Below are 26723 nucleotides of genomic sequence, written 5' to 3' on the forward strand. Positions count from 1 at the left end.
AATTTTCGACTAGATAAAATAAAACCTGTAGCATGGCGCCTCTCCCAAATTGCCAATTGCTACAGGTTTTTTATTTCGAATTAGAATTTTAAATAATTAATTCGTTTTAGATTTACCTAATGCTTTATCTAGAACATCCTTGTCCAGAGCTTTGTCCCAACGAGCAACAACAATTGTTGCGCATGCATTACCAATTAAGTTAGTTAATGCACGACACTCAGACATAAAGCGGTCAATACCTAAAATGAGCGCCATACCTGCCACAGGTACAGATGGGACAACTGACAAAGTAGCAGCGAGTGTAATAAAGCCTGCACCTGTTACCCCTGCTGCACCTTTTGAACTCACCATTGCCACTAAAAGCAAGGCAAGTTGTTCACTAATGGATAAGTCCACATTACATGCTTGTGCAATAAATAAAGCAGCCATAGTCATATAAATGTTAGTACCATCAAGGTTAAATGAATAACCTGTAGGAATAACTAAGCCCACTACAGATTTTTCACATCCCGCTTTTTGCATTTTATCCATTAAAGATGGTAAAGCTGCTTCAGATGAACTTGTACCTAAAACCAACCAGAGTTCATCTTTGATATAGCGAATTAAAGCAATAATTGAAAAGCCATTGTAACGCGCTACAGCACCTAAAATGATTAATACGAACAGTACAGCCGTGATATAGAAAGTCATAATCAATAGTAATAAATTACCGATTGATTCGATTCCATAAGCACCAATAGTAAATGCCATAGCTCCAAAAGCACCAATTGGCGCAAGTTTCATTAACATGCCAACCAAGTAGAAAACCGGTGCCGTTAAGTTATTTAGGAAATCAGTGATTGGACGTGCACGATCGCCTAAAGCAGCTAAAGAAATACCAAATAGTACTGCCACAAATAGAACCTGCAAAATTTCACCACCAGCAAGCGGACTTACCAGTGTTTGCGGGATAATATTCATGAAGAAATCAGTAATATTGGTGGCATGAGCCTTCTCAACGTAAGTATTTACCTTATCGCTGACTAAGGTTGCTGGGTCAATGTTTAGACCTTTACCCGGTTGAATGATGTTTGCCACAATCATACCAACCACAAGTGCAAGACTTGAGAAAGTAATGAAATACAGCATTGCTTTACCAGTCACGCGTCCAACCCGACTCATGTTTGTCATGCTGGCAATACCAGTAACCACAGTCAAAAAGATTACGGGAGCAATAATCATTTTAACGATTTTGATGAATGCATCACCGAGCGGTTTTAAGCTCTGTCCAAGTTCAGGGTAAAAATGACCAATTAAAACGCCTAAAATAATTGCAAAGATGACCTGTACATACAAAATTTGGTGAAATTTCTGTTTTTTCTGTACGGTTTCTTGGTCAAGGGTATTGAAATCCATTATCTAAATACCTGTTCGATGGGGATAAAAAAATAAAATATAAAGCGTGCACCACAAGCTGCTTTAAAGGAAGTGAAGCCATTGTAAAGAATAAAAAATACCCTGTGTTATAAATTTAGAAAATGTAAAATTTAAAAACCATGTATATTTTTGTATATAAAGTCTATCTTTTTCTGCATTCTTTAAAATTAAAATTTAGAAAAAAACTTTAAAAATACACCTAACCACATGTTTGTTATTTAATTAATTCTATTAACCATCTCTTTATGAGCTTTTATCTTTTGTTTTTAATTTAACAAAATCACCATTTTAAAAATAAATGATCAAACCAATTTCATGTTTATTTTAAATTATGAGAATTTATTTTTTAAATAATAAGAAATATTGATATATAGTTATCTAATAAAAACAGAAATCTATTTGGTGAGCTATTTAAATAAGCTATTTTTTAGCTAAAAAATAGGAAGTTACGCCTATTACTTTAAACAAACAGGCGTTTTAACAGACCATGTACGTAATCTAGGCTTAATTCCTGATTGGTAAATAAAATCCGAAATAGCATAGGTGCGATTACAGTCTCGATTATTTCTTGGTTCGGTATAGTGAACTCATTACGTAATTTTGCTCGATTTTGAATAATGTCGAGTTGTTGAATAATCAAGGTTTCACATTTACGCGCATTATTAGAATCCGAATTTGACGTATAGAGTACGTCTCGTAATAAATCTTGCCCAACTTCGGAAGCATATTCTTCAAAATATTGTTCAACCCATGCTGTGATATCTCGTTCAAATGAACCCAAATCTTTGGGTTCCATATCTGGTTTGAGTTCATTTAAAGCTACATCTGAAAATAGCTGGTTGATATCTCCCCATCGACGGTAAATGGTTGAAGGCGTTACCCCTGCTTGTACTGCAATCATTGGAATTGTAATGTGGCTTTGCTCGAAATCGTTTTGTAATTCTTTTACAGCATTATGTACCGCAGTTTGTATTCTCTCGCTGCGACCACCAGGGCGTAATCCAGTAACAATTTTTGCCATTTATAAACTCTGCAAAGGGATCAAAAAATTTATAAATATTTATATCTATATACAAAATACACTAAAGCTAAGGATTTGCTTTAGTGTCAAAATAATGTATAAAAGCTAAATATTCGCTTTTATGTTATTCATGTTCTATGAACAATTCAAGTTCAAAACGGTCGAGAGCTGTTTTTCAATTAGATGCTGCAAGCGCTTTGACACTCAACACAATTACGCTTATGACATTTATGGCTGCATCTAGTGCACCAACACCGCTCTACCGCCTATACCAACAGATATGGCAATTTTCACCAGTTACATTAACTTTAATTTTTGCAACTTATGCTTTTACGCTGCTGGGATCATTACTGATTATTGGTTCTTTGTCTGACTATATTGGACGTCGACCAGTCATTATTGCTGCCATTTCTCTGCAAATTATTTCAATGAGCTTCTTCTTATTTGCTTCAGATGTTTCGATGTTATTTATCGCTCGAGGTTTACAAGGAATCGCAACAGGGCTTGCTGTTTCAGCTATAGGAGCAGCCATTTTAGATTTTAGTAAGCTCCATGGCTCACTGATTAATAGTATTGCACCAATGATAGGTATGGCTGTTGGGATTTTTCTGACTTGTTCTATTTTGCAGCTCTCCGCTCACCCCTTACAGCTTGTTTTTGAATTCTTATGTTTTCTTCTTATTTGTGAACTCATTTTAAGTTTTCTTACCCCAGAGACTGCACAAAAAAGAGCTGGTGCGCTTGCTTCTTTAAAACCCGCGATGGCTATTCCTGCGCAAACGAAAAGCGCGTTATTAAGTATTAGCCCAATTAATATTGCACTTTGGATGGTCAGTGGTTTCTTCTTGTCACTCATGCCATCTTTGCTGGCAAAAATTTTCCATACTTCATCAGCATGGCTAAACGGTATTATGTTTATGGCGCTCGCCCTTTCCGGTGCGGCAGGTATATTAACGCTTAGAAAGTCGACAAATTTTCGTATTTTATTAACCGGTACGCTCTCGATTGCTATTGGTGCCATTGTCTTATTCATCGCCATTAACCTAACCAATGCTGTAGTTTTATTTTTAGGTTCTATTATTACTGGCGTTGGTTTTGGTACGGCTTTTATGGGAGCCATTCGTAGTGTAATGCCGCTGGCTCTTCCAGAAGAACGTGCTGGACTTATGGCAGCATTTTTCGTTGAAAGTTATTTGGCTTTTAGTATTCCTGCAATTTTAGCTGGCTATTTTGTGGGTAAGATTGGACTGATGCATACAGCAAATAGCTACATCTGTTTTATTGTCTTACTATCACTTGTTGCCCTTTTCATGATTTTTAAAAATTTTAAAAATAAATAACTATATAAAAAAGCCTCGAACTGAGGCTTTTTTTTAATATTTACTGGTCACGCCAGCGTTTTAAAAAACGTTTTACATACTTTTTAAATGGCCAAGTAAACTGTTTTATAAAACTATTTGGAATTTTATACCCTACCGTACCATACACGCTCGCCAAGTGATTTGGCATATATACGGTTTTAAAAATAACATCATAAAGTGGAATAAAAGCAGCGTAATTTTTATCAATCGCAGGTTTTTCAGAGGAATGATGCCAATGGTGGAATTCCGGTGTTGCGATAAACCAACGTAAATATGGAAATCGAAAACGTACATTGGAATGAATAAAAATAGCGTGAAATGAAATAAAGATTAAATAGGCAAAAACAGCAGAAGTATGAAACCCTAAAAGGAAAATTGGTAGGGTAGCAATAAAGCGAGTCATTAAAACTTCAACAACGTGTAAACGGGAAGATGCTAACCAATCCATATATTCAGTCGAATGATGAATCGCATGAAAACGCCATAAAAAGTTAACTTCATGCATGGCTCGATGTAACCAATACACCGTAAAATCAACCACAATGAGCAATTCAATGAATTGCAGCCAAATTGGCTGAGCTTGAACATACGGCACAATTGGGTTATCAGGTAAATGCGTAATCCAATACTGAATTGGCATAACCGTTAAGAAGCTAAATAGTTGAATGCCAATATGGCTGACCATGAAATATTTCATATCGGTCACCCAGCCCACTCTTAAGATCTTTTGTTCAGGGTTTTTAGCAAAAAATCCTTCAAGCGGTATGAAAATAAAAGCCAAGATGACTAGGGTAAGTACAAAATAATCAATACCTGCATAAAATGGTACGCTTGGAATGACTGGAGCATGAATAACACCACAGCCTAAGACTGCTGCGATGAGTGCAAAGCATAAACCATAAAAACCATATCGATTTTGTCGGATGATTGCACTAAATGCTCCAAAACCTGCGCTAATGATTATGCCTGTAATGAGGCCATAATAAAAAAGACTATAGTGCTTTGCATAAAGTGGACGTAACTCAGGAGTTGTCAGCACACTGGGAAACAAAAAACATAAAGCTCCAAATAAGCAAAGTAAGCTTAATGCCATGGATATAAAAGCACTAATTTTTCCTAAACCTGCATTAAGCTCTAAATTTTCAAATCTTGCTCTTAATTGATCGGTCATAATTCATATCAACAGTTCTTATTCTCTATGCCGCGCATGCTAACAAAATTTAATTATTAATTGTAAAAAGAACCTTATTTAGCTCAGACTAAAAATAGATATATAAATAAAACTAACCAATCAATCCAAAAACAAGATCAATTGGTTAGTTATTATAAATATTTATCTATTTCAGAACGTGGAAATAGGCTATTTATTTTTTATATGGACTCTCATAGGTTGTTTCAGCAACTGGTGAGACACGCCAAATCGTATTACCAACATCATCTGCGACTAACACAGCTCCTGAAAAATCAATTGCTACCCCCACTGGGCGTCCATAAGCCTTCCCTTTATCACTGAGGAATCCAGTTAAAATATCTTGCGGTGGACCTGAGGGCTGACCACTTCTAAATGGTACAAAAATGACTTTATAACCACTGTGCGGCTTACGGTTCCAAGAACCATGCTGCCCGACAAATGCCCCACCTCTAAATTGCGGCATCAATTCGGCTGCATAAAACGCAAGACCTAAAGAAGCCGTATGGTTGCCTAATGCATAGTCAGGTTTAATTGCACGAGCGACCATTTCTGGATTTTGTGGTTTAACTCGCACATCTACATGTTGACCATAGTAGCTATAAGGCCAGCCGTAAAAAGCTCCATCTTGAACTGAGGTCATATAATCGGGTACTAGGTCACTACCAATTTCATCGCGCTCATTAACCACCGTCCAAAGTTTACCGCTTTGAGGTTGCCACGCCATACCATTTGGATTACGCAGTCCAGTTGCAAATGAACGTGACTGCCCGCTTGCGATATCAAACTCCATAATTTGTGCACGGCCTTTTTCTTGATCTAGACCATTTTCGCCAACATTACTATTGGAACCGACGGTAATGTACAGCTTTGTCCCATCACGATTAGCAATAACATTTTTGGTCCAATGGTGGTTTAAAGGGCCACCAGGTAAATCCAATACTTTAGTGCCACTCGCAGTAATTCTTGTCTCGCCTTCCTGATAAGGGAAACGCACAAGTGCATCCGTATTGGCAACATATAAATTATTACCGACTAGCGCCATACCAAATGGTGAGTTTAAATTTTGAAGAAATACCGTTTTCTGATCGGCAACTCCGTCTCCATTAGTGTCACGAAGTAAAGTAATACGGTTAGCACTCGGATGAGATGAGCCTGCCCGTCTCATCACAAACGTCATGATTTTACCTTTAATCCCTTTACTGTCTTCCGGTTTAGGCGGAGCATCTGTTTCAGCGACCAATACATCACCATTTGGTAGTACATAGAGCCAACGTGGATGTTCAAGTCCTTTAGCAAATGCTTTTACCTTTAAACCTTCTGCCGGAGTTGGCATAACACCACTCGGCCAGCCTTCTGCTGGGGCTATATTCACTGTCGGTAATAGGCTTGATTTAGGTTCAGGTAATTTTGGTTCCGGGCCATAACTCTCGGCAATCGGATATTGAGAGGATGAAGTACACCCAGTAACTAGAACTACAACGGTTGTGCCTAAAATCGGCAGTAAAAAACGTGTAAGCATCTTTCATCTCCATTTCTTATTTTTTCGCAATATGCACAGGGTAATGCTTTAGGAGAGAGACTTATAGTTTATTTATTTAACTGTGCTGAGCAGTACAGTCTATATTTTAAAAATTTTAATACATGATCGAGTGTTTTCTAGGCACTTAAATCCCCTTCATCATAACTACAAATTAAAACTTCGCATTAGGATTGTTACGTAAAGTATTTAAAAAGCCCTCTTTATCTTTTGGAGAAATCATCACCTTCGCTATTCTTCCATTTTTCATATAACTAATTTTGAGCCGATCTAATGAGAGCGCTGGTGATGAAAGTGGATTATGAGTAGGTTCTATTTGAATAATATCATCAATATTAATTTTCCAACGGAAAATGAGACTCTTAATGACTAATATATTTGTTTCTACCACATAGTAAGTACTAAAGATTGGAAGCCAAATGACCAGAATGACTAAACTATAAATCATGAGATGCGAAAAATTGGTGCCCATAAAAGAATGATGAACTTCTTGATAAGTTTTAAAAATAATATTGGCAGTGATAACAACAAATATTAATAAAAGCCACCAATCAATTTTTGATCTAAATTTCAAAAGTTATCCTCCACGTCTAAATCTCATTTATAACGAGTATTTCTATATATTTTTTATAAAATAATCGAACTAAAAATTAGCTTTAAATGTTAATGATACAAAATCTCGATCATCTATGGTGCTAAATTCATTAGAACCAAAAAAGTTATTATAGGCAATCTCTGTTGTATATTTTTGCTGATAAGTCATAGATAACGCCGCACTTATACTCATTTGCCCTTCTTGAAAGTTTTGGCTATATCCATAAACATCATGTCTAAAACTAAGACTTGGCGTAATCACTGTAGAGGGTAAAATATCTTGATAATTTAATGCGCCACGTAATCGGTAGCCAAATGACCATTCATTAAAAAATCCGTTTTTATTACAAAAGCGTTCATTTAACTTGTCTATTTCTGCATTGGTAAGATGAGCTGTACCATACGGCGTACATTTAAAGTCGCCTGTTTCAGGATGATAAGCCCCTGTTGACAGCTCACTACGGCCAAATGCGCCTGTCCGACCAATCCGATGATTACCAATATCTGCAATATGGTTTAAGGCAAACTCTGTAGACCATGTCAGTGAATTCGCGCCCCAAACATTGAATATGCTGTCAGTTGCTCCAACCGAAAATTGTGTTACGGGTAAGCGTACATATCCTTGAATATATTGACCTAATTCAACAGTTTTTCCCGGCGGTGCAAATGGTGTTCCTTCCGATAGCACTTGAGCATATACAATGTCTGTACCGTTTAGTTGTAAAGGTTGATTAGGTTTGTGGGTTAATTCACTAAAAACGGTTGTTGTTCCAACTTTCCCAGTCAGACTTAATCCAAACATTTTGATATTTTCAGGATAGATAGAAAAATAACTCGCGGTATTAAAATGTTCGGGTCCTGGTGCTGTTACAGCGGTTCCATCAAAGTTTGCATTACGGCTATGGTAGTTCGCATAGTAAATACCTAACTCAGCATTGTTTAAACTGGGTAATGTCTGTTTTAAAGCAATACCATATTGGCCATTGTCCTTTGCTTTTCTACTTTCTGCACGTGGAATATAGGTACGTAAACGAATTGCGGTATCCGATAATTTATCTCCACCTCCAGCAATCAGAACTGGACCTGCATTTTCAGGCACAAAGTCTGAAATCTCAAAGAAAGTTCCGTTACCATCAACAACTGAAGGTCTAAATTTAAATTGATAGAACCCTTCTATTTTCAAATTTTTATTAATGCTTGTGTCGAACGAAAACATTTCGGTTGGAATGATTCTTTCTTTTGCATCACCACCCGGTCGGTTAATTGCAGCAAAATCGAATGCACTTACCGAATTTAACCCGTTTTGGAAAAACTGAGATTTCCCCCAACTTAATGTCTGTTTACCTAATTTTAAATTGATGCTTTTTCCATCGTCTAATTCAAAATCTTTCCATATATAGGCATTCCATAAATCGATACCTTTGAATTTTGCAAGCCTTGGCCACGCTGAATCATTAAAGGGTTTAAAATCTCCGTGTCCTGTCTCATAGGCATGGTCATACCAGTATTTAGTACTAATGATCGCACCCTGCTGTTTTCCATTTAGCTTAACTTCAGTTATACCTCTGATGATCTGTGAAATGGCATCATATTTACTAAAATTCATACGCCCATCATCACCATTCACATCAATGCTAGCGCCTTGTTTGCCTATTTTGTTTGCGTCAGGCCGATAAAGTAATGAAACGGATGGATCTTGCGTACTCCAACTGGCTCCTAAGCTTAATGTCGTTTTTGTATCGACCTTCCAGTCTTTATCAATATCAAAACTGGCTGCATTTGCTTTAGACATGAATAAAATTAAGCTTAATGAGACACCTATTTTTTGAATATATAAAACGTGATTATTTCTTTGTTTTAAATAGACGTAATGACCCATCATATTATCTCCCTATCAATATGATTTTTCTTATTTATTGCTTATTACTTAAAGCCATCCATTGGCTTTAAGTGGTTTACCTAAGCAGATATTTTTTCTTACTAGGCAGGTTGTTCGACCTGATCTAACTGTTGAATAAATTGTTCAGCTAAAGGCCAATAGCCAAAGCCAGATGCAGGGTTTAAATGACCCACTTCACCCAAATTTACGAGTTGACTCCCCCACTTTTCTGCCATTTCACTTACAGCTTCATAACGAGCTAAATGGTCATTGGTGCTTGCAACCAAAATGCTGGGAAAAGGTAGTGTTTGATCTGGTAAAGGACTCCATCCTTCTTGATCAAGTACGGTTGGGCTTGGATAATTTTCTGGCCAGCTTTCGTTTAAGTCAGGTGGAGCCACAAGTAGAGCTCCTTGAATTGGACGTTGGTATTTTTCAGCCCAGTGTATTGTCATCAGCACACCTGCGCTGTGTGCAACCAAAATGACAGGCCCTTGTATTTGTTCGAGTTGTGCCTGAATAGCAGCAACTCTATTTTCACAATTGAGTTTGTTGGTTTGCACAGGTGGTACAGAGCGAACCTTTGCTAGCTTTGTTTCTAAGATCGTTTGCCAATGTTCGGGAACATGATCGCGTAACCCCGGAATAATTAAAATTGTTGCTTTGGTTTGTATTTTTTCCATGTCGACGCCTGTGAATTTTGCCATCTAGGAGGCTTAAGAATTTTTATAAAACTCCATTCACAATAAAGTCTCATTTCAGTTAATGGTGTACATAAGACGTCACGGACTTTTCATTTGACGACACATCTTTTTAAAATTTCGTAAATTAATTAAATTAGTTTTTGTAATTACAAATGAATTAAAAGAACAACTTTAAAATTGAATCGACATCATGATTAGGCGCTTAAATAAAAGCTTTTGTAATGTGGATATTTTAGTTATAACTAGATATGAGCTGTAAGGAATATGGCTGATTAAGAACAGGAGATAATAAAATGGTGCCTCTTGCGCATACCGCCTCTTTAAAAAATTATTTGGCAGTTGCTCAGCAATTAGATCTAAATCCCTACCATTTATTATCACGTGTTGGGCTTAGCCAAACTCAATTGAATGATCTTAAACAACGTATTCCTGTAGATAAAGCCATTACTTTGCTTGAAGACTCAGCCCAGATGAGTAACTGTGATGTTTTCGGTTTACATATGGCAGAGCAACGCGAAATCGCGGATTTTGGTGAACTGAGCTTATTATTAAGTTACCAATATACTTTGAGAGAAGCGCTGCAAACGATTGTTCGTTATAGAAATTTACTGAATAACTCACTTGAAATATATATAGAAGAAATTGATGATACGGTTGTTATTCGAGAAGAAGTTATAACTACAACTTGCGGGTATAGTCGCCAAGCGACGGAACTTGCTTTAGGAATCACCCATCGTTTTTGTGCAGCACTCATGATGCAAAAATGGCGGCCGTTAAGTGTACACTTCACTCATAACCCGCCTAGTGATTTAACTTTGCATCGGCGGATTTTTGGCTGTGCGCTCGAGTTCGGTAGTGACTTTAATGGCATTGTTTGTACGGCGGCCGAACTTGATACCACAAACCCTCAAGCAAATTTGGCTATGGCTAACCATGCGCAGCGCTATTTAGATATTTTGCAAAATAGCAATGAATCGACCATGATTTTTGATATTCGTAAAAGTATTTATCTTCTTTTGCCAATGGGCCGCGCTACGATTGATCAAGTCGCACAAACACATGGTATTCATGTGCGGACTTTACAACGTCGATTAGAAGAAGCTCAGACGAGTTTTAGTGACTTAATGAATGAAGTACGCAAAGACCTCGTATTTCGTTATTTAAAAAATCTAAATTATTCACTTACTCAAGTGTCTGATATTTTAGGTTACTCAATGCCGAGTTCTTTTACGCGTTGGTTCATTAGCCAATTTGGTATGTCACCGAATACGTGGCGTAGTCACAATAAAGCCCTGCTCAATTAATTTCTCTTTATGTGAGGCTAAATGAAGTCATTTAAAATGTAAGGAAGCTGGAGAACCACTCCAGAACTTCCTTAAAAATCTAATTTTTAAAATTAAAACCACAAGCGCATAAGTCCAAGAACCAATACCACTAAAAAGATGCTTTCGCCGATCATTAAAAGGATTGGTTTAATGCCGACAGATGCTAATTCTTTTAACTGAGTTTTCATCCCTAAAGCACTAATTGCAATGACTAAAAACCAGCGTGATAAATCATTAATTCCATTTTGAACCATCGCTGGTACCCATCCTGTACTGTTAATACAAGCGAGTAATAGAAAACCGACAGCAAACCAAGGCAGTAATGGCGGTCGTTCCCCAGTTGAATCTGCTCCTTGCATACGGGTAATCATGGCTGCACAAACGATTACTGGAAGCAGCATTGCCACACGCATCAGTTTAACTACAGTCGCCGTATCCCCTGTTTGGGTAGACATGCTATAACCAGCGCCGACCACTTGCGCCACATCATGAATCGTAGCACCAAGAAACACTCCAGCCGCTTGTGGCGATAACTCTAGCCACTTCGCAATCATCGGATAGACAATCATTGCAAAGGTTGAAAGTGCCGACACGCCAATCACGGTAAACAAAGTCGCTTTTTCTTTTTGCGGATGATTTGGAAAAGCAGCCGATAGTGCCAATGCGGCTGAAGCACCACAGATTGCGGTTGATCCACCAGTTAACATGCCAAATAGTTTTTGGAAACCTAAAATTTTAGCGGCAATAACAGAAACGGCGATTGTGACAATAACCAGAGTAACGACTAACGCAACAGGTTGCCAACCTAGTGCGGTAATTTGCCCCAAAGTTATACGCATGCCGAGTAACGCGATGCCCATCCTCAGCACACTACGTGCGGTGAACTCGATACCTGCCTTACATTTACTTTCAGCCGCTAAAAAATTCACGCTCATGCCGAGCAATAGTGCAAATAGCATGACTGGCGCACCATAGTGCTCTGATAAAAAACAGGCAGCCGCAGCAACGACCGAACTGACCACAAAGCCTGGCGCTAATTCTCTTGTACGCTGGGAAAAATTTTTCAAAACTAAACTACTCATGATTTTCCCCACAGCCCATCACAATAAATACCTTGTCCTCGATCACTTCTACGGGATAGGTTGCAACTTTGAGATGAGCAGAATTAACTAAACAGCCATTTGTTAAATCAAAGCGTAGACCATGGGCACAGCACTGAATCACTCGTCCTTCTAGACGTCCACTAAATAGCGATGCACCCTGATGAGGACAGCTGTCATCGATTGCATAAAATTGAGCCGCAACGTTAAATAGTGCGAGAGTTTTATCTCCAACTTTTAAAAAAGTCCGCTCACCTGAATTCGGTATTTTCTCAAAAGGCACTTCAAATCGGTTGGTCATATCAACTCTCCTTGTGCCAGCATTGCCTCTTGCATCGCTTGATAAAGTACATCTGCTGATTGCGCACCCACCAAGGCAGAAGCCCGATTAAAAATAAAATAAGGCACGCCATTACCTCCTGTACTTGCAGAGATAAAATCTTGATGATCTTGAATAAGTAAATCTTTGATAAGCTCAGGTGAGAAGCCACAACGTTTCGCGATTTTGTATAAAGTAGTGGTATTTCCGATGTCTAACCCATCATAAAAATATGCAGCAAAGAGTTGTTCTAACAACGCATTGCACTGCTCTGGAGTGCCTATCTTTAAAGCTTTATCAAATAAGCGATGAGCTTTGGCTGTATTTGGCATGCGTTTAATTTGCTCAAAATCGATCTTAAGCCCAACTTTATTTGCAGCTTTATTGACCTGTTCTTGTCTCATACGAACTGCTGTCAAGCTACCTAACCGTTTCAAATAAAACGTTTGAAACGGTACGCCTTCAACAGCTAAATCAGGTATGAGCTGAACACCTCGCCAATGCACGACAACTTTGACTTTGGGGTGAAGCTGATAAAATCTATTTATCGCGATCAGTAACTGACGTTTTCCAATCAAACACCAAGGACAAATAAAGTCAAAAAATACATCAATATGTAATTGCCGAATCATCATTTGTTATTCATCCCGCATTTTTGTATTTGGTTACCTGAATGATTTTTAAGCTCAGTCATTCCTTGCTGCTCAAAGCGTGCGATATCTTTGTGATAATGGCGTTTGGCATAAAAAAATACGGCTGCTGCTGCAATACTGACCAATGGCATGAGTTGAAATGCACTATGTAAACCAATCACATCAGATACTTTGCCAACGACTAAAGGACCAAGTGCTAAACCAAGAAAATTGTTAGCTAAGGTGAGTGTTGCAAATGCAGAGCCATGAACTGAGTTATGTGTGAGATTAGCCACCATGGCACTAGATGGCCCATTGGTTCCTAGGGCAATAAACATTCCGAGGCAGATGAGAAGTAACTGGTTACGTCCCGCAGGCACAGTAAAAGCAATGAATAAAAGAACACAACCGAGCAAGCAGTATGTAATCGCTAAACTGACTTTGCGATCTGGACAGTTACGGCCCAAATAATCACACAACATGCCACATAGAATTGTGCCTACTGCACTACATAGCAAAATGACCGCAGCCATCACACCTGCCTTGTCGGTACTCATGCCGTAATAGCGATTGAGATAACTCGGCATCCAGACAATTACTGTGCCACCAACAAATAATTGCAGACCACTACCAATGTAAGTGGCAATGACTGAACGACTTGAATATAAAGTTTTTAAAGGGCTTTTTATATGCTGGGTTTTACTACGAATTTTATTTTGAGGTGCTGCGTTTATTCTGTTTTCTTTCACTAAAATTGGATATAGAAAAGCCAAAATGAGACCAAATAAAGCAATACCACCAAAAGCCCAACGCCAACCGAAATGCTGTGCCAGTACACCACCTAAAGCCACGCCCAAAAACGAGCCAAATACGCCACCCGCCATAAAAGCACTGGCGAGTGTTGCACGCATTTCTCGTGGAAAAACAGCCACAACCACCGCGATTCCAACGCTGCCATAAGCTGCTTCACCCACACCAACCATAAAACGAGCAATAAACATTTGCTCATAATTTTCAGCGAGTGCACATCCTAGAGTCGCCAAACTCCATAACGCCGCCATAATGGCCAAGCTTTTCACTCGCCCAAAACGGTCTGCCATTAAAGACAACGGCAGAGTCAATAAACCCACCATTAAGGCGACAATGCCACTGAGCAAACCTAACTGACTGTCACTGAGTAACCACTCATTTTTAAGTAAAGGAAAAACTGCGTTTAAGACTTGTCGTGACATGTAATCTGAAATGAGCAAACCAAATGTCAAAGCAAAAACAAGCCATGCATAACGACGAGGTATACTGATTGACGTATCAACATCGCTCATCTGATCTGAATACTGATGTGCATTCATACGACCTCCTTGTATTTTTTATAATTTCTATTTTGCTAGTGCAGCAGCGCACTTTTAAAAACAAAGCGAATAAGCTGCACTACATTTGAGGTCTAAATTCCGTTAGACCTTGTCACATTAGTTACGCTGCGGCACACCCTTTTGCCCTGCTTTACGATTGGGTACCATACCATTTGCGATTAAGGTTTCTTCAATACTGTTGTATTGCACCCCAATACGATAAATTTCACGGGCTTCTTTTCCTGAGGCAATTTCACGGCCTAATTCATGGGCAATCCGAACAGTTTGCTTAATTTGCTCTACAGATGAAAAACGGCGTCCGTGATGATCAATGATCGTGTCTTCGTTACCCACACGTGCATGTAAACCCATTGCCATCGACATCGTATTAAAAGGCAAGACATTTTTGAGTAGCGATTCTGATGTCAAAGTACATCCATCGGGTACGCGATGAATAAAATTAAAGAAATTAAATGGGTTTGGACCATCAAAACCACCACCGATTCCAATCCAAGTTAAGTTTAACGGCCCCATGTACAATCCTTTACGCACCATACGTTCTAGCGTCTCAAGACCATGCATACCCGTTAACTGAAAGTGCGGTTGAATATTGTTTTTACATAAGCGTTTAATATGTTCAGTAACCCATGCAGGCCCTGCTGGCACAGTCATCTCTGCATATGCTGCCTGAGTCGCTGGATGTGCCAATGAAGTCCCTTCTAAATATTCAGGATAGAGCAATTCCATAATATTCATTTGTGTAGTGTTAATTGCCACCGTAACCTGATCGGGCTTTGGTGTAAGTTCAGCCAACATATGTCGGGTGTCATCACTTAGCCATAGGGCTGCCTCACCTTCACTTTCTGGTGCAAATGAAATCGAACCACCTACCTGAATAATCATGTCAGGCACAGCTTCACGAACCCCTGCAATAAGCTCATTAAATTTTGACAAGCGTTTAGAGCCTTTGCCATCAAGCTCACGGACATGTAAATGCAGCACCGTCGCGCCCGCCTCATAACACTCAACCGCTTTTTGTATTTGCTCATCCATGGTCACTGGAATATCTTCGGGAAAATCTTCTGGCATCCATTCAGGTCCATACGGCGCAACCGTGATTACCACTTTTTCCATATTTTCTGGGTGCAATGAGTCGTCAAAGAATTGCATGTGCATCTCCTTATGTATTTTTAGAATTTTCAATTAGATAAAATTATTAACCTATAGATTTAATAGGTTGCGTCACCAATAATGCCGGCCCGCTCCATTTTTCGGTGGCAAGGTGGGTAATCCATGACTGCGTAATGTTGTGTGCTGCGGTTGTCCCAAATGGCAATGCTGTTAGGCTTCCAACGCCAACGCACTTGAAACTCTGGAATATACGCTTGAGAAATTAAGTAACGCAGTAGTTCAGCTGCGCCCGGATTGGCATCTTGTCCAAATCTGACTCGGTCTTTAGTGTGATAGTTACTGAAGTGAGTTGTGAACGCGTTGACGTATAAAATTTTCTCGCCCGTTTCAGGATGAGTACGTACCACTGGGTGCTCAGCATCGGGAAACTTTGCTTTTAAGTCCAAGCGTTTTTCAAGTGGCATAGCCGCACCAAAACTCGCTTCTATGCTGTGGTAGGCGCGTAAGTCAGCAATCTTATCCTTAATATCGTCGGGTAACGACTCATAGGCCATCACCATATTGGTCCACATGGTATCGCCACCTACAGGTGGGCATTCAACACAATGCAACACGCATCCCATCGGTGGAACCTTGCGCCAGCTTGCATCACTGTGCCAAGCATTTTCATAACGATCGACGGGACTTTCAGGATGTTTATAAATCTGCACCAAACCCGGATGATCAGGATGGCTGCCTACAGCGGGATGATCTTCAAGCTGTCCAAATTTTTCCGCAAATGCGACATGATCCTGACGGGTTAATTGCTGATCTCGCAAGAACAACACACGATGTTTAAGTAGTTGTGTGCGAATTTCAGCAAATAATCCATCATCATAAATTGCATCAGCAAGTTTGACGCCACTGAGCTCTGCACCAATATTGCAAGTTAACTGTTCAATTTGCATAAGAAATCCTTTCAAATTACAAAGATTGATGAACCTATTGTTTTACGTGCTTCCAAATCACGATGAGCTTGCACGGCATCCTTTAGCTCATAGCGCTGATTAATTTCAATTTTGATTCGTCCATGTCGAACATGATCAAATAATTCATTTGCCAGTTCTTTCTTCTCGGCAGGATCTGCAATGTAATCTGCCAAAGCTGGACGTGTGACAAACAATGAACCTTTCACGGCGAGTAATACCGGATCAAAAGCAGGGATTGGACCAGACGCTGTTCCTACGCAGACCAACAAACCACGGCGTTTGAGAGAATCTAATGAACTCATAAAAGTGGCTTGGCCGACACTATCGAAAACGACATTTACACCAACGCCGCCTGTTAACTCACGTACGCGTTCGGCAACATTTTCATGGCTATAGTTAATGACATGATCACAACCATGAGCTCGCGCTACCGCAGCTTTTTCTTCAGAAGATGTAGTCCCGATAACAGTCAAGCCAAGTAATTTGGCCCATTGAGAAACGATCAGCCCAACACCACCTGCGGCTGCATGTAATAAAATTGAGTCGCCCGCTTTAAAGTCATAAATACGGCGCATCAGATAAGCAGCGGTCAGCCCTCTCATGGTCATGGCTGCCGCTGTTTCACAAGAAATTTCTTCGGGTAATTTAATTAAAGCATTTGCTGGAATTAGACGATGGGTGCTATATGCACCTAAGGTATTTAAAAAACCTGTATAAGTAACTCGATCACCGACTTTAAGCTGAGTGACTCCTTCGCCTAAAGCTTCAACGACACCTGAAGCTTCGACGCCCATGCCATTAGGCATTGGAATTTGATAGGTTCCATTGCGAAAATATGTATCGGCATAATTTAGGCCGACTGCCACATGACGTAGGCGTACTTCCCCTGCTTTGGGATCTCCTACTTCTACATCTTCATAGCGCATTACTTCTGGCGTTCCTGTCCCATAGAAACGTATAGCTTTAGTCACCGTCATGTCCTATTCCATATTTTGGTTTTTTATTGAGTGCCTATAAAAGCAATAACCAAAATTACAACAGTTAGGATATGGGCCACTTTACATTTCACGACACAAGCTTAACGTTTAATGACAGCCGAACTTTACTAAAGTTGGTTTTATATTTATCTGACGAAATAAGGATTAAGTTCATACCTATGAAAAATTAAAATAATTCTAAATATTTACGATTTGTTTTTTTAAGTTAGCTTTTTAAATACACTATTTTTTAATTAAAAATTCCTTTACCCTGACCTACTTTAACTATTTTTAACTTTCACGGTAGCTCAGGCGTTTAATTAAGTTCATTTATTTCTTATGTCAAAAAATTTAGCAACACTGATTGGTTTAAGTGCCATCCTAATGTGGGCCTCTATGGTAGGTTTTGTAAAACATATCACGACCGTCATCGGGCCAGATGTTGGAATTACACTGATTTACTCCTTAAGTGCATTGCTACTCCTTATTATTTTTAGAGTGCCAAACTTTAAGTTAATTTCTAAAAAATATTTAATTTTAGGTGCAATTTTATTTATCGCTTATGAGCTCTGCTTTTCGTTTGCACTTGCCTATTCAAAAACTGCTCATCAAGCAATTGAAGTAAGCATTGTGAACTACCTTTGGCCAAGCTTGACGGTTTTAGCTTTTGTCATTTTTAAAGAGCTAAAATTTAATGTATTTATTATTTTAGGCTTAATCATTTCAATTTTTGGCATTATTTTTATTCAGACCGGAAATGGAGATTTTAGTCTAAGTCGAGTTGTCGACAACTTTTATAGCAATCCTCTAAGTTATATTTTGGCATTTATAGGTGCCATTATTTGGGCTTTTTACTGCGTGTTGACTAAGAAAATAGGTAAAGGGCAAAACCCTATTTCTATTTTCTTTATTGGCGTTGCTGCAACTTTGTGGCTAAAGTTGTTCTTTAATGGTCAAGTTGTTTTGCCATCACTCGATTTAAATACAACTTTATCTCTAGTTTTCGCATCCACTGCAATTGGGCTAGGTTATGCAGCATGGAATATTGGCATTATTCATGGCAACACCACCATGTTGGTGGTTGCTTCTTACTTTACGCCCATTATCTCTTCTTTGCTTGCCATGTTGGTTTTACAAACAGAGTTATCTATGAGCTTTTGGCAAGGAACGACTATGGTTACAACAGGTTCTCTCATTTGCTGGCTTTCAACAAATTGGGCAGTTATCCGTTCTTATTTCAAAAAAGAATTAAAAGCTTAGGTCATACTGATACAGACTTATCAGCAACCGAGTTAGCTTTAGTTTTTTGCTCTAAAGCAAAATTGACAGCTTCTTTAGCATGTATAGTGGTGGTGTCAAATAACGGTACAGAAAATTTAACATCACCAATCAACATACAAATTTCAGTACAGCCTAAAATAATACCTTCGGTACCTTCCGCAATTAGCTCCTCTACCACGGTCATATACTTTTGTTGTGAATCTGGGTTAATCACGCCTAAGCATAATTCGTCATAAATAATACGATGGACTATCTTTCGGTCTGCTTCATTTGGAATAATCACCTCAATTCCATGGTTTTGTAATCTGGCTTTATAAAAGTCTTGCTCCATTGTGAAAGCTGTTCCCAACAGTGCAACCTTACTGATATTTTGACTTAAAATTTCTTTTGCTGTGGCATCGGCAATATGTATAAAGGGAACCGGTAATCGCATCTTCAATTTGAGGGGCAACTTTATGCATGGTATTGGTACATAACACTATGCAATCTACCCCAGCTTTCTCTAAATTCATTGCTTGCTGAGCTAAGTATTCGCCTGCCTCTTGCCATAGACTTTTCGATTGTAAAGCGGCTATTTCTTCAAAATCGACACTGTTTAAAATGACTTTAGCCGAATGTAAATTTCCTAATATGTCCTGAACTGTTCTATTCATTTGTTGATAATAAAGGGTTGTAGATTCCCAGCTCATTCCGCCTAATAAGCCAATCGTTTTCATTTTTCAGTCCTTATATTTGATCTATTCTTTATATCGATATAAAGCTAAACATGACTAGAAGAAAATTGCTGTTTATCTTTTCTTAGCCTAGTTATTTTTAATATTAAAAAATATTAGAACCTCAAAATATCTTCAAACAAGCGAACAATAATCAGTGATTTTCCCTTCAACGTGAAAAACTCAAGAATTCACGCAAACTTCACGACTAGCTCTTTAATTTAATCTTATAAAGTTGGCTAGGATTTATACATGAAAATTATAACTACTGCCTTAGGGCTGATTACCTTAGTAGGTCTAACAGCATGCAAAAGTGTGCCTAGTTATTCAGGTGATTATGGTAAAGCCGAACAACAAATTACTGGTGTTACATTAAATGATGAGCAAGCACTAGAGATTGGTAATCACTTTGTTGCTGCGTTTAACACTTTGGGCACACCATCTTTTGTAAAGAATGCAAGCGATCTTTATGCAGATCAACTGTATATCAACGATACCCTCTCACAGTTTTCTCAGAAAAAAGATTTGATTAAACACTTTGAGGGTATGAACACACGCGTCAGTAACGTCACAGTCAAACTCATAAGTGCAACTCATCATCAAGATAGCACCTACATCCATTGGTACATGACCTATGACTTTAAAATGCTAGGGCGCTCAAAAACCATGGCTTCTTATGGAATTAGTCAAATCAAAATTAATGATCAACAAAAAATTATTTTCCAACAAGATTTCTGGGACCCAGCAAACGGTCTTTATCGTTCTTTACCTGTATTTGGAGGAGTTTATAAATGGATATTGCCGTTCAAAAAAGCCGAATCTTAATACTTCTGGGTATTTTAATTGCATCCCACGCAAATGCGGCTGAACTGAAAAAATGTAGTTCAGCACCTTTAACAGTAACGAGTCAAAAAGTAGGAAATGTCAGTTACTTTGCTGAGGATTGCCTAAAAAATTGGCAAAAACAAAGCATAAAAATGGATTTTAGCTATAACCGAGATATTCCCGAATGGGCATTTAAACGAGCAGCAGCCCATTATTTGAAGAAAAATATTAGTGGATTTGATACAAAATCTCCGCTTAATCACATTAATGACCTTTATAGACCAATTAAGAGCGGAGATTTATATAGTCTCTCTTATCAACATGAAAATCAAAAACTAGAGCTAAAATTAAACCAGAAGCTACTGGGTTCTATAAATAATCCAAATGCAAATCAATATTTTAAAATCTGGTTTGGTGCTGAACCATTTAATGCTAAATTAAAACAACAACTATTAAATTAATGGCTTAATAAAATCTTATGGGTAATCACTTTATCCTCATGGTTGAGGACCATTTTGAACTGGCGGCAACCGTTTGCGAATTTCTTGAAGTACACGGTTATGTCATTGATCATGCCCGTAATTTAGATGCAGCACGTTCTTTTCTTAAATCGCAGCACTATCATCTTTTACTTCTTGATATAAACTTACCCGATGGTTCAGGTTATGACCTATGTAATTGGCTACGTACTGAACAAGGGGTTGATATTCCTGTGCTGATGCTGACAGCAAGAGACACCTTAGACGACAAACTTAAAGGATTTACTGCTGGTACAGATGATTATTTAGTTAAGCCCTTTGATTTTAATGAATTAGTGATGCGTATTCGTGCCTTAATTAAAAGAGCCGCGGGTGAAGTCGCCAATCATAAAATTCAGATTCACGACTTAATTCTTGATAGCGCAACTCAAACAGTTGTTCGTGCTGGAAACAGTATCGAATTGCCACCTATCCAATTTAAACTATTAAAAATTTTGATGCGCCAGTCTCCGAAAGTGGTAACCAAACAAGAACTTATGATGGAACTATGGGGAGATGAAGAGCCCGAAAGCGATGCTTTACGTAGTCATATTTATAATTTAAGGAAAATGGTAGATAAACCTTTTGACCCTAAACTATTACACACGGTAGCAGGTGTCGGTTTAAAAATTGCTTTAGATGATGCTGATTAACTTAAATAAACTACAACTATTAAACCCGTAGTCATTTCTAAGTCCAGATCAGGATGGGTCGCTAAGTAATATTGCCGATCAAACAATTCCACTCGCCAACCTAATTGTTTGCAAAGCTTCTGTACCAGTTGTAACCCAATGCCATGACCTTTAGCTTTTAAAGAGAGTTGTGAATCACTAAGTTCCTGAACCTTCATATCATTTGGTAACGAAATTCCGATGCCATTATCCGCAATAATTAGGCTGTTTTTTTGTTGGATAATATCGATTTGTGAACCTTGGGAATAATTAAGAGCATTACGCAAAATATTACTTAAAACCATTTTGGTCATAGATGGATATAACCAGCGTGGTTGTTCGGCTGAGTCTGGGTGAATATGCATATGTATACCTTTACTCACACTTACGCCTTCTAAACTTTCGACTAAGTCCTCCACAATTTCAGACAATAAATTCTTTTCAGACGGTAAACTTTTTACCGTATTACGCGCAATCGCAAGTAAAGTGTCGACGAGCAATTGCATATCTTCGATTGTATTGTGAAGACGAGTTAAAGCTTTGTCTTCTCCATATTTGGTCTGACAAAGTTGCACATTACCCTTCAAAATGGTGAGTGGCGTGCGCAGTTCATGACTAACATCGCCGGTAAACTCTCTTTCACGCCGAATAAATTCACTTAAAACTTGATGATATTTTTCCAGAGCCTGTTTTAAGTACTCTGCTTCCATATTGCCATTGGTATTTATATCTTTAAATGGAGATGCTTGTGTGTCTTGATGTGCCCAATCAATATTTTCTAACGCATTTGCTAAACGTGTAATAGGAGAAAAATAGCGCCTCGCTCTTCGATTTGACCACCACAAAAAGCTATATAAAACAGACAAACTGAACATGAGCGGGGCAAGTCCAAATAACCAGACCAACTTATTGACATTACTTTCGCCAAACACCAACAGTACATGCTGGCCGTTTCGCTCACCGTATACAGTCATACGTTCTTTACCATCAATAAAGATTCGATGTACCCCACTCTCTAAATGCATATCTTTAAAGGGTTGAGGAGCGATCTGTGTATTCCACCGATATCCATATAAGTTTTTAGTGTCTGGCAGGTCTGCATTGGGATTGCGATCTATACGCAACCAATAATGCTCCATTTCCTGCTCTAAAGCCGTTTTAAGTAAAGAGCCTTTAATCACCCAAGCACTACATGCCAACCCGACCACGATTGATAAGGCAATTAGACCTATCTGCAACCAATAATATCGATTGAACATTTGGGCTAATGGATGACTAGCTTTGCCATCGTTTCGAGTTCTTATCATATCTTTATCGCCGGAATAGGCTGTCAAAATTACAATGATCGCTTTTTAAATAAATAGTGACCAATGACCCACTCTTGTCCTTGTTCAAAACCAAAAAGCTCGGCACAAGCCATGAAGAAAATACGCCAGCGTTGCCACCAAATATTGGCATCTTTTCCATAGATTTTTTTAAATAGCGGCTTAAGCTCTTGCTCTTGATTATCCATATTTTCAAGCCAAGCATTCGCAGTTCTCATATAATGCTCACCGGACCACTGCCAGTGCTGAGCCAACTCTAAATGCTCTTGAAAATGTAGAAAAGTTGAAGTTGAAGGCATTAAACCGCCAGTAAAGAAATACTTGGACATCCAATCATAGTCTGATTTTACTTCAAAAGGATAATGCAAAAAGCGATGACAAAAAATATGACACCAGAGTAAGCCGCCAGGCTTTAACCATCCCTGAATTTTCTCAAATAGACGTTGATAGTTTCGGACATGTTCAAACATTTCGACCGATACAACACGATCAAATTGGCCTTTATCTAATTCAAGTACATTTACATCACAGGTGAGCACTTCAACATTAGTCAAACCTCTCAATTCTGCTTGCCCAAGAATATGCTTCTTCTGCGTTGCAGAGTTTGAAACAGCCGTAATCTGTGAATGTGGAAAGTTTTCTGCCATCCATAAGGTTAAAGAACCCCATCCACAGCCTAGCTCTAAAATGTGTTGACCATTTTTGAGTTGTGCACGTTCACAATAAAGCTGAAGTGCAAGCTTCTCTGCCTGATCTAAAGTTGTTGTTTTAGTCGGAAAATAACATGCACTATATTTGAGTCTTTTTCCAAGCACCGCCTGAAAGAACTCAGTCGGTAATTCATAGTGCTGCTCGTTTGCCTTGTCTGTTTCAACAGCGATTTCGCTCTTCTTCAGCATATTAAGCACATCCATATAGCGCTGTGCCCCTTGCTCAGGGTCATAACGGCCTTCTTGAATTAAACGCTTTTTGCTTAAAGCACGAATTGCAGCCCTGATTGCATGGTCTGGAACAACACCACTTTCAACAATTTTCAAAGACTGATGAACGATAAAATCCATATGCGCACCTATTTTTTGGGTTTTCGCGGAATAAACATTGATGTTTTCTGTTGATAATCAAGATAATTTTGACCGCGACTTTTAATTGCCTGTTTTTCGCTAAATGGAATACCTGTGACGTAGTATAAAAATAGCCACATCAATAACGGATAAATCCACAATACATATTGGCCCGCAGCTAAACCAATGATTGGATAGGCAAACCAATGTAACCATTCAAAAAAATAATTGGGGTGACGTGAATAACGCCATAAGCCTTGATCCATGGTTTTGCCATGATGATCTGGATTTAATTTAAATCGGTATAGTTGCTGATCAGCGAGCTGCTCTCCAATAAAGGCAATCGCCATGATGACGGCCGCAATCACTAAAGTGACTTTATATCCACTACTCCATTCAGTTGCTTCTACATTGAGGAGCATCCACATTGGTAAGAAGAACAAAAGCACTAAAAGTGTTTGAAAGATAAAAAATAAGAAGAAGCCAAAATACTGAAACTTTCCCATCGCTTTACGCATACTCGCGTAACGGCCATCTTCTTTTTGTTCAGATTGATAACGTCTTAACAGATGCCAAAATAATCTTAAAAACCATAGGCCACTAAAAAGACCAATAAAAATTCGTACTTCAACAGGAGCAACTGAAATGAGTAAAGAAGACACAATAATGTTTACTGCCAGACAGAAACTCCATGCGGCGTCCACAATCCCAGCACGACCATTTGCAGTGGCGAGTAGCCAACTCAGCAACATGATGAGTAAATCCAGAATCAGTAAATTCCATAACATGAGCATTCTCCTTGCTTGATGTGTTTGGGTTAGTAACTGGTACTTTCAAACAACAAGTGAACATTGCTTATTACGCCTTCTTTAAAGCCACCCTCGCAATAACATAAATAGAAATCCCACATTCGAATAAAGTTTTCATCAAAACCCAGAGCCAAAACCTGTTCTCGGGCTGCTAAAAACCTTTCTCTCCAGTGATGAATTGTTTGTGCATAACTTAGACCAATGTCATTTAAATGTTTTAACCTCAAACCACTTTCAGAGGCGGTTTGGGTCAATATCGCTATGCTAGGAATAAAGCTACCAGGGAAAATATAGCGTTTAATATAATCGACTGTATTTAGTGCTTTTTTATAGCGAAAATCTTCAATGGTGATAGCTTGAATAAATGCCAAACCTTTCGGTTTTAACAATGCCTTACACTGATCAAAATATGTCGACAAATATTGCGCACCAACTGCTTCAACCATTTCAATTGACACTAACTTATCAAACTTTCCTTCAAGCAAACGGTAGTCTTTGAGTTGCACATCAATTCGATGTGCCAAGCCAGCTTCATTTACACGAGTAACAGCTTCATCATATTGCGCTTGCGAAATAGTAATTGTGGTCACTTTACAGCCATAGTGTTGAGCTGCATAAATTGCAAAACCACCCCACCCACTTCCAATTTCAACCAAATGATCTAATGGTTTTAAATCGAGCTTTTTACAGATAATGTCTTTTTTTAAGTCAGATGCTTCTTCAAGTGTCATATTTTCATGTTCAAAAACTGCACTTGAGTACATTAAAGATGGATCTAAGAAGAGTTTAAAAAAGTCATTGCTTAAGTCATAGTGCTCAGCAATATTCTTACGGCTACCCGTTATAGAATTCTTTCTATTTCTATACCAAGCCTTGAGCAAAAACTGGCTGGCTTGAGCAATCGCATTCTGATTAATCTGGTCTAATACATCTCGATTACGCGCTAATATCTGAATCAACTCGACAAGTTGTTGACTACTCCAATCGCCACGGATATAACCTTCTGCCGCTCCTAAAACGCCATTTTTTAAAATGAGATCCATGAGTAACGGGTTGTGAACTTCAACCACCGCATGCAGGTCTGAGACTTCGCCAACCGTACCATTCCACGCGCCCTGAAAAGTAATCTGTCCATGACGTAATTTAAGAAGACTCTTGAGTAGCAACGGTAGCGAGTCATCTTCACCATAAAGAAATGTTTTTATCATGTCTTATCTACCTTGATCTTTTTAGGATGACGATAAAATGGAACTTTTTTTCGCCATAACTTAAATGCTTCTAAATATATGGAAAACAGCATTTTAAAAGGTGCTAGGCTGTTAATAAGAGCATATCGATATTGCTGTGAAGGAAATGTGATGGCATTAAGCTCAAAACGCATAGTGGCATCAAAGACTTGTTTTTGTTCCTCAAAAAGCTGCATATGAATAACATTTTGAAAGTCGGAAAAACTAAATCGCCATTTATATGTGAGTTGCATGGGCATAAACGGCGATACATGAAATGACTTTTCAAAGTTAAAATCGAAACTCTGATAATCACCCACCTGACCTTGTTGTTCTATACAGTCGTGTGTATAGACTTTTCGTTCATTCCACGGGGTGTTGGTAATTTCACTTAAGATAAATAGGGGTTCGCCTGTTTGGGATAAAACAAAATAAAATACGACTGAATTAAACCGAAAACCCAAACAACGAGGCAAAGCCAATACTCTGATTTGCCAATCTGAACCCATATATAAGTTGTTATTTTGCAATAATGCTATTTCTATTTTTTCCCTAACAGAACCGCTGTACATATTTAAAAAATCATTTTCGGATAGTTTTAATACATTCCAGTGATCCGTCGACCAGAGTGAACAATCTTTTGTAATTTCATTTAGTTGATCTGGATCGAACCACAAATAATTTAAGGTCGAGCTAAATTGGTGGGGTTTGGGGCTATAACGCCGATGACGAATAAACGCAGGAGCGATAGCAAGTTTGTTTAATAACATTTGATAGCTCCTTATTTAT

General features: G+C 38.5%; 25 protein-coding genes and 1 pseudogene. 6 read left to right on the forward strand and 20 right to left on the reverse strand.

The window, feature by feature from the left end; genetic code table 11:
- Positions 1 to 96 precede the first annotated feature (96 nt).
- A complete protein-coding gene (locus ACG59Z_RS01505; RefSeq protein WP_019458359.1) occupies positions 97 to 1395 on the reverse strand; it encodes a dicarboxylate/amino acid:cation symporter in 1299 nt (432 codons plus the stop codon).
- A gap of 481 nt (positions 1396 to 1876) precedes the next feature.
- The gene (locus tag ACG59Z_RS01510) at positions 1877 to 2437 is read right to left on the reverse strand and encodes a TetR/AcrR family transcriptional regulator C-terminal ligand-binding domain-containing protein (RefSeq protein ID WP_343568218.1); all 561 of its coding nucleotides are present in this window, start codon (positions 2435 to 2437) and stop codon (positions 1877 to 1879) included.
- 137 nt (positions 2438 to 2574) lie between these two features.
- Here ACG59Z_RS01510 and ACG59Z_RS01515 point away from each other — a divergent pair, with 137 nt between their 5' ends.
- Positions 2575 to 3777, forward strand: coding sequence for an MFS transporter (locus ACG59Z_RS01515; protein WP_400197610.1), 1203 nt, complete (start codon positions 2575 to 2577; stop codon positions 3775 to 3777).
- A gap of 40 nt (positions 3778 to 3817) precedes the next feature.
- On the opposite strand, the gene ACG59Z_RS01520 is transcribed toward ACG59Z_RS01515, so the two are convergent.
- The 5 genes from ACG59Z_RS01520 to ACG59Z_RS01540 all read right to left on the reverse strand — a co-directional run bounded on the left by ACG59Z_RS01520 (position 3818) and on the right by ACG59Z_RS01540 (position 9707).
- A complete protein-coding gene (locus tag ACG59Z_RS01520; RefSeq protein WP_022575474.1) occupies positions 3818 to 4969 on the reverse strand; it encodes a sterol desaturase family protein in 1152 nt (383 codons plus the stop codon).
- 193 nt (positions 4970 to 5162) lie between these two features.
- Positions 5163 to 6509 (reverse strand): PQQ-dependent sugar dehydrogenase, encoded by a 1347-nt coding sequence (locus tag ACG59Z_RS01525; protein ID WP_400197613.1) that lies wholly within the window; start codon positions 6507 to 6509, stop codon positions 5163 to 5165.
- A 172-nt stretch (positions 6510 to 6681) separates the two neighbouring features.
- Positions 6682 to 7101: a PH domain-containing protein gene (locus ACG59Z_RS01530; protein ID WP_400197615.1), complete on the reverse strand. Its 420-nt coding sequence runs from the start codon at positions 7099 to 7101 to the stop codon at positions 6682 to 6684.
- A gap of 69 nt (positions 7102 to 7170) precedes the next feature.
- Entirely contained in the window at positions 7171 to 9000 is a 1830-nt protein-coding gene (locus ACG59Z_RS01535) for a DUF1302 domain-containing protein (protein WP_400198012.1), read from the reverse strand.
- A gap of 101 nt (positions 9001 to 9101) precedes the next feature.
- Positions 9102 to 9707 carry an RBBP9/YdeN family alpha/beta hydrolase gene (locus ACG59Z_RS01540; protein WP_400197616.1) on the reverse strand — a complete coding sequence of 202 codons (606 nt, stop codon included), beginning with the start codon at positions 9705 to 9707 and terminating at the stop codon, positions 9102 to 9104.
- A 290-nt stretch (positions 9708 to 9997) separates the two neighbouring features.
- On the opposite strand from ACG59Z_RS01540, the gene ACG59Z_RS01545 reads away from it, so the two are divergent.
- The gene (locus tag ACG59Z_RS01545; RefSeq protein ID WP_400197618.1) at positions 9998 to 11008 is read left to right on the forward strand and encodes an AraC family transcriptional regulator; all 1011 of its coding nucleotides are present in this window, start codon (positions 9998 to 10000) and stop codon (positions 11006 to 11008) included.
- A 92-nt stretch (positions 11009 to 11100) separates the two neighbouring features.
- Here ACG59Z_RS01545 and ACG59Z_RS01550 read toward each other — a convergent pair whose 3' ends face one another.
- The 7 genes from ACG59Z_RS01550 to ACG59Z_RS01580 form a co-directional block, all read right to left on the reverse strand.
- The gene (locus ACG59Z_RS01550; protein ID WP_019458368.1) at positions 11101 to 12111 is read right to left on the reverse strand and encodes a YeiH family protein; all 1011 of its coding nucleotides are present in this window, start codon (positions 12109 to 12111) and stop codon (positions 11101 to 11103) included.
- The gene (locus ACG59Z_RS01555; protein ID WP_400198013.1) at positions 12104 to 12412 is read right to left on the reverse strand and encodes a Rieske (2Fe-2S) protein; all 309 of its coding nucleotides are present in this window, start codon (positions 12410 to 12412) and stop codon (positions 12104 to 12106) included. The genes ACG59Z_RS01550 and ACG59Z_RS01555 overlap by 8 nt, the downstream gene beginning before the upstream one ends.
- Positions 12413 to 12426: 14 nt before the next feature.
- Positions 12427 to 13083, reverse strand: a complete 657-nt coding sequence (locus tag ACG59Z_RS01560; RefSeq protein ID WP_400197620.1) for a DsbA family oxidoreductase — start codon at positions 13081 to 13083, stop codon at positions 12427 to 12429.
- On the reverse strand, positions 13080 to 14429 hold the full coding sequence (locus ACG59Z_RS01565) for an MFS transporter (protein ID WP_400197622.1): 1350 nt from the start codon (positions 14427 to 14429) through the stop codon (positions 13080 to 13082). Before ACG59Z_RS01565 ends, ACG59Z_RS01560 begins: the two co-directional genes overlap by 4 nt.
- Positions 14430 to 14546: 117 nt before the next feature.
- Entirely contained in the window at positions 14547 to 15599 is a 1053-nt protein-coding gene (locus ACG59Z_RS01570; RefSeq protein ID WP_400197624.1) for a 3-keto-5-aminohexanoate cleavage protein, read from the reverse strand.
- 59 nt (positions 15600 to 15658) lie between these two features.
- Positions 15659 to 16507: a TauD/TfdA dioxygenase family protein gene (locus ACG59Z_RS01575; RefSeq protein ID WP_400197625.1), complete on the reverse strand. Its 849-nt coding sequence runs from the start codon at positions 16505 to 16507 to the stop codon at positions 15659 to 15661.
- A gap of 11 nt (positions 16508 to 16518) precedes the next feature.
- Positions 16519 to 17505, reverse strand: a complete 987-nt coding sequence (locus ACG59Z_RS01580; protein WP_400197627.1) for a quinone oxidoreductase family protein — start codon at positions 17503 to 17505, stop codon at positions 16519 to 16521.
- Between the two features lie 339 nt (positions 17506 to 17844).
- Between ACG59Z_RS01580 and yddG the strand changes: the two genes are divergently transcribed.
- The gene (gene yddG / locus ACG59Z_RS01585) at positions 17845 to 18765 is read left to right on the forward strand and encodes an aromatic amino acid DMT transporter YddG (protein ID WP_400197629.1); all 921 of its coding nucleotides are present in this window, start codon (positions 17845 to 17847) and stop codon (positions 18763 to 18765) included.
- Position 18766: 1 nt separating this feature from the next.
- Here yddG and ACG59Z_RS01590 read toward each other — a convergent pair.
- A pseudogene (locus tag ACG59Z_RS01590) lies at positions 18767 to 19502 on the reverse strand (aspartate/glutamate racemase family protein).
- A gap of 249 nt (positions 19503 to 19751) precedes the next feature.
- Between ACG59Z_RS01590 and ACG59Z_RS01595 the strand changes: the two are divergent.
- Genes ACG59Z_RS01595 through ACG59Z_RS01605 form a run of 3 tightly spaced genes read left to right on the forward strand, consistent with a single transcriptional unit; the run spans position 19752 to position 21495 of the window.
- A complete protein-coding gene (locus tag ACG59Z_RS01595; protein ID WP_400197631.1) occupies positions 19752 to 20324 on the forward strand; it encodes a nuclear transport factor 2 family protein in 573 nt (190 codons plus the stop codon).
- Positions 20291 to 20785: a chalcone isomerase family protein gene (locus tag ACG59Z_RS01600; protein ID WP_396519448.1), complete on the forward strand. Its 495-nt coding sequence runs from the start codon at positions 20291 to 20293 to the stop codon at positions 20783 to 20785. The genes ACG59Z_RS01595 and ACG59Z_RS01600 overlap by 34 nt, the downstream gene beginning before the upstream one ends.
- Positions 20786 to 20802: 17 nt before the next feature.
- On the forward strand, positions 20803 to 21495 hold the full coding sequence (locus ACG59Z_RS01605; protein ID WP_396519446.1) for a response regulator transcription factor: 693 nt from the start codon (positions 20803 to 20805) through the stop codon (positions 21493 to 21495).
- Here ACG59Z_RS01605 and ACG59Z_RS01610 read toward each other — a convergent pair.
- The 5 genes from ACG59Z_RS01610 to ACG59Z_RS01630 are packed head-to-tail and all read right to left on the reverse strand — an operon-like array spanning position 21492 to position 26704.
- On the reverse strand, positions 21492 to 22820 hold the full coding sequence (locus ACG59Z_RS01610) for a sensor histidine kinase (RefSeq protein ID WP_396519444.1): 1329 nt from the start codon (positions 22818 to 22820) through the stop codon (positions 21492 to 21494). The genes ACG59Z_RS01605 and ACG59Z_RS01610 overlap by 4 nt on opposite strands.
- A gap of 29 nt (positions 22821 to 22849) precedes the next feature.
- Complete coding sequence (locus ACG59Z_RS01615; protein WP_400197633.1) at positions 22850 to 23899, reverse strand: SAM-dependent methyltransferase; 1050 nt, start codon at positions 23897 to 23899, stop codon at positions 22850 to 22852.
- An 8-nt stretch (positions 23900 to 23907) separates the two neighbouring features.
- The gene (locus tag ACG59Z_RS01620) at positions 23908 to 24687 is read right to left on the reverse strand and encodes a DUF1295 domain-containing protein (protein WP_396519440.1); all 780 of its coding nucleotides are present in this window, start codon (positions 24685 to 24687) and stop codon (positions 23908 to 23910) included.
- A gap of 29 nt (positions 24688 to 24716) precedes the next feature.
- The gene (locus ACG59Z_RS01625) at positions 24717 to 25916 is read right to left on the reverse strand and encodes a class I SAM-dependent methyltransferase (protein ID WP_400197635.1); all 1200 of its coding nucleotides are present in this window, start codon (positions 25914 to 25916) and stop codon (positions 24717 to 24719) included.
- Positions 25913 to 26704, reverse strand: coding sequence for a DUF1365 domain-containing protein (locus tag ACG59Z_RS01630; RefSeq protein WP_400197637.1), 792 nt, complete (start codon positions 26702 to 26704; stop codon positions 25913 to 25915). The genes ACG59Z_RS01625 and ACG59Z_RS01630 overlap by 4 nt, the downstream gene beginning before the upstream one ends.
- Between the last annotated feature and the right edge of the window lie 19 nt (positions 26705 to 26723).

This window comes from Acinetobacter sp. ABJ_C1_1, assembly GCF_044684115.1.
GTDB lineage: Bacteria > Pseudomonadota > Gammaproteobacteria > Pseudomonadales > Moraxellaceae > Acinetobacter > Acinetobacter nosocomialis_A.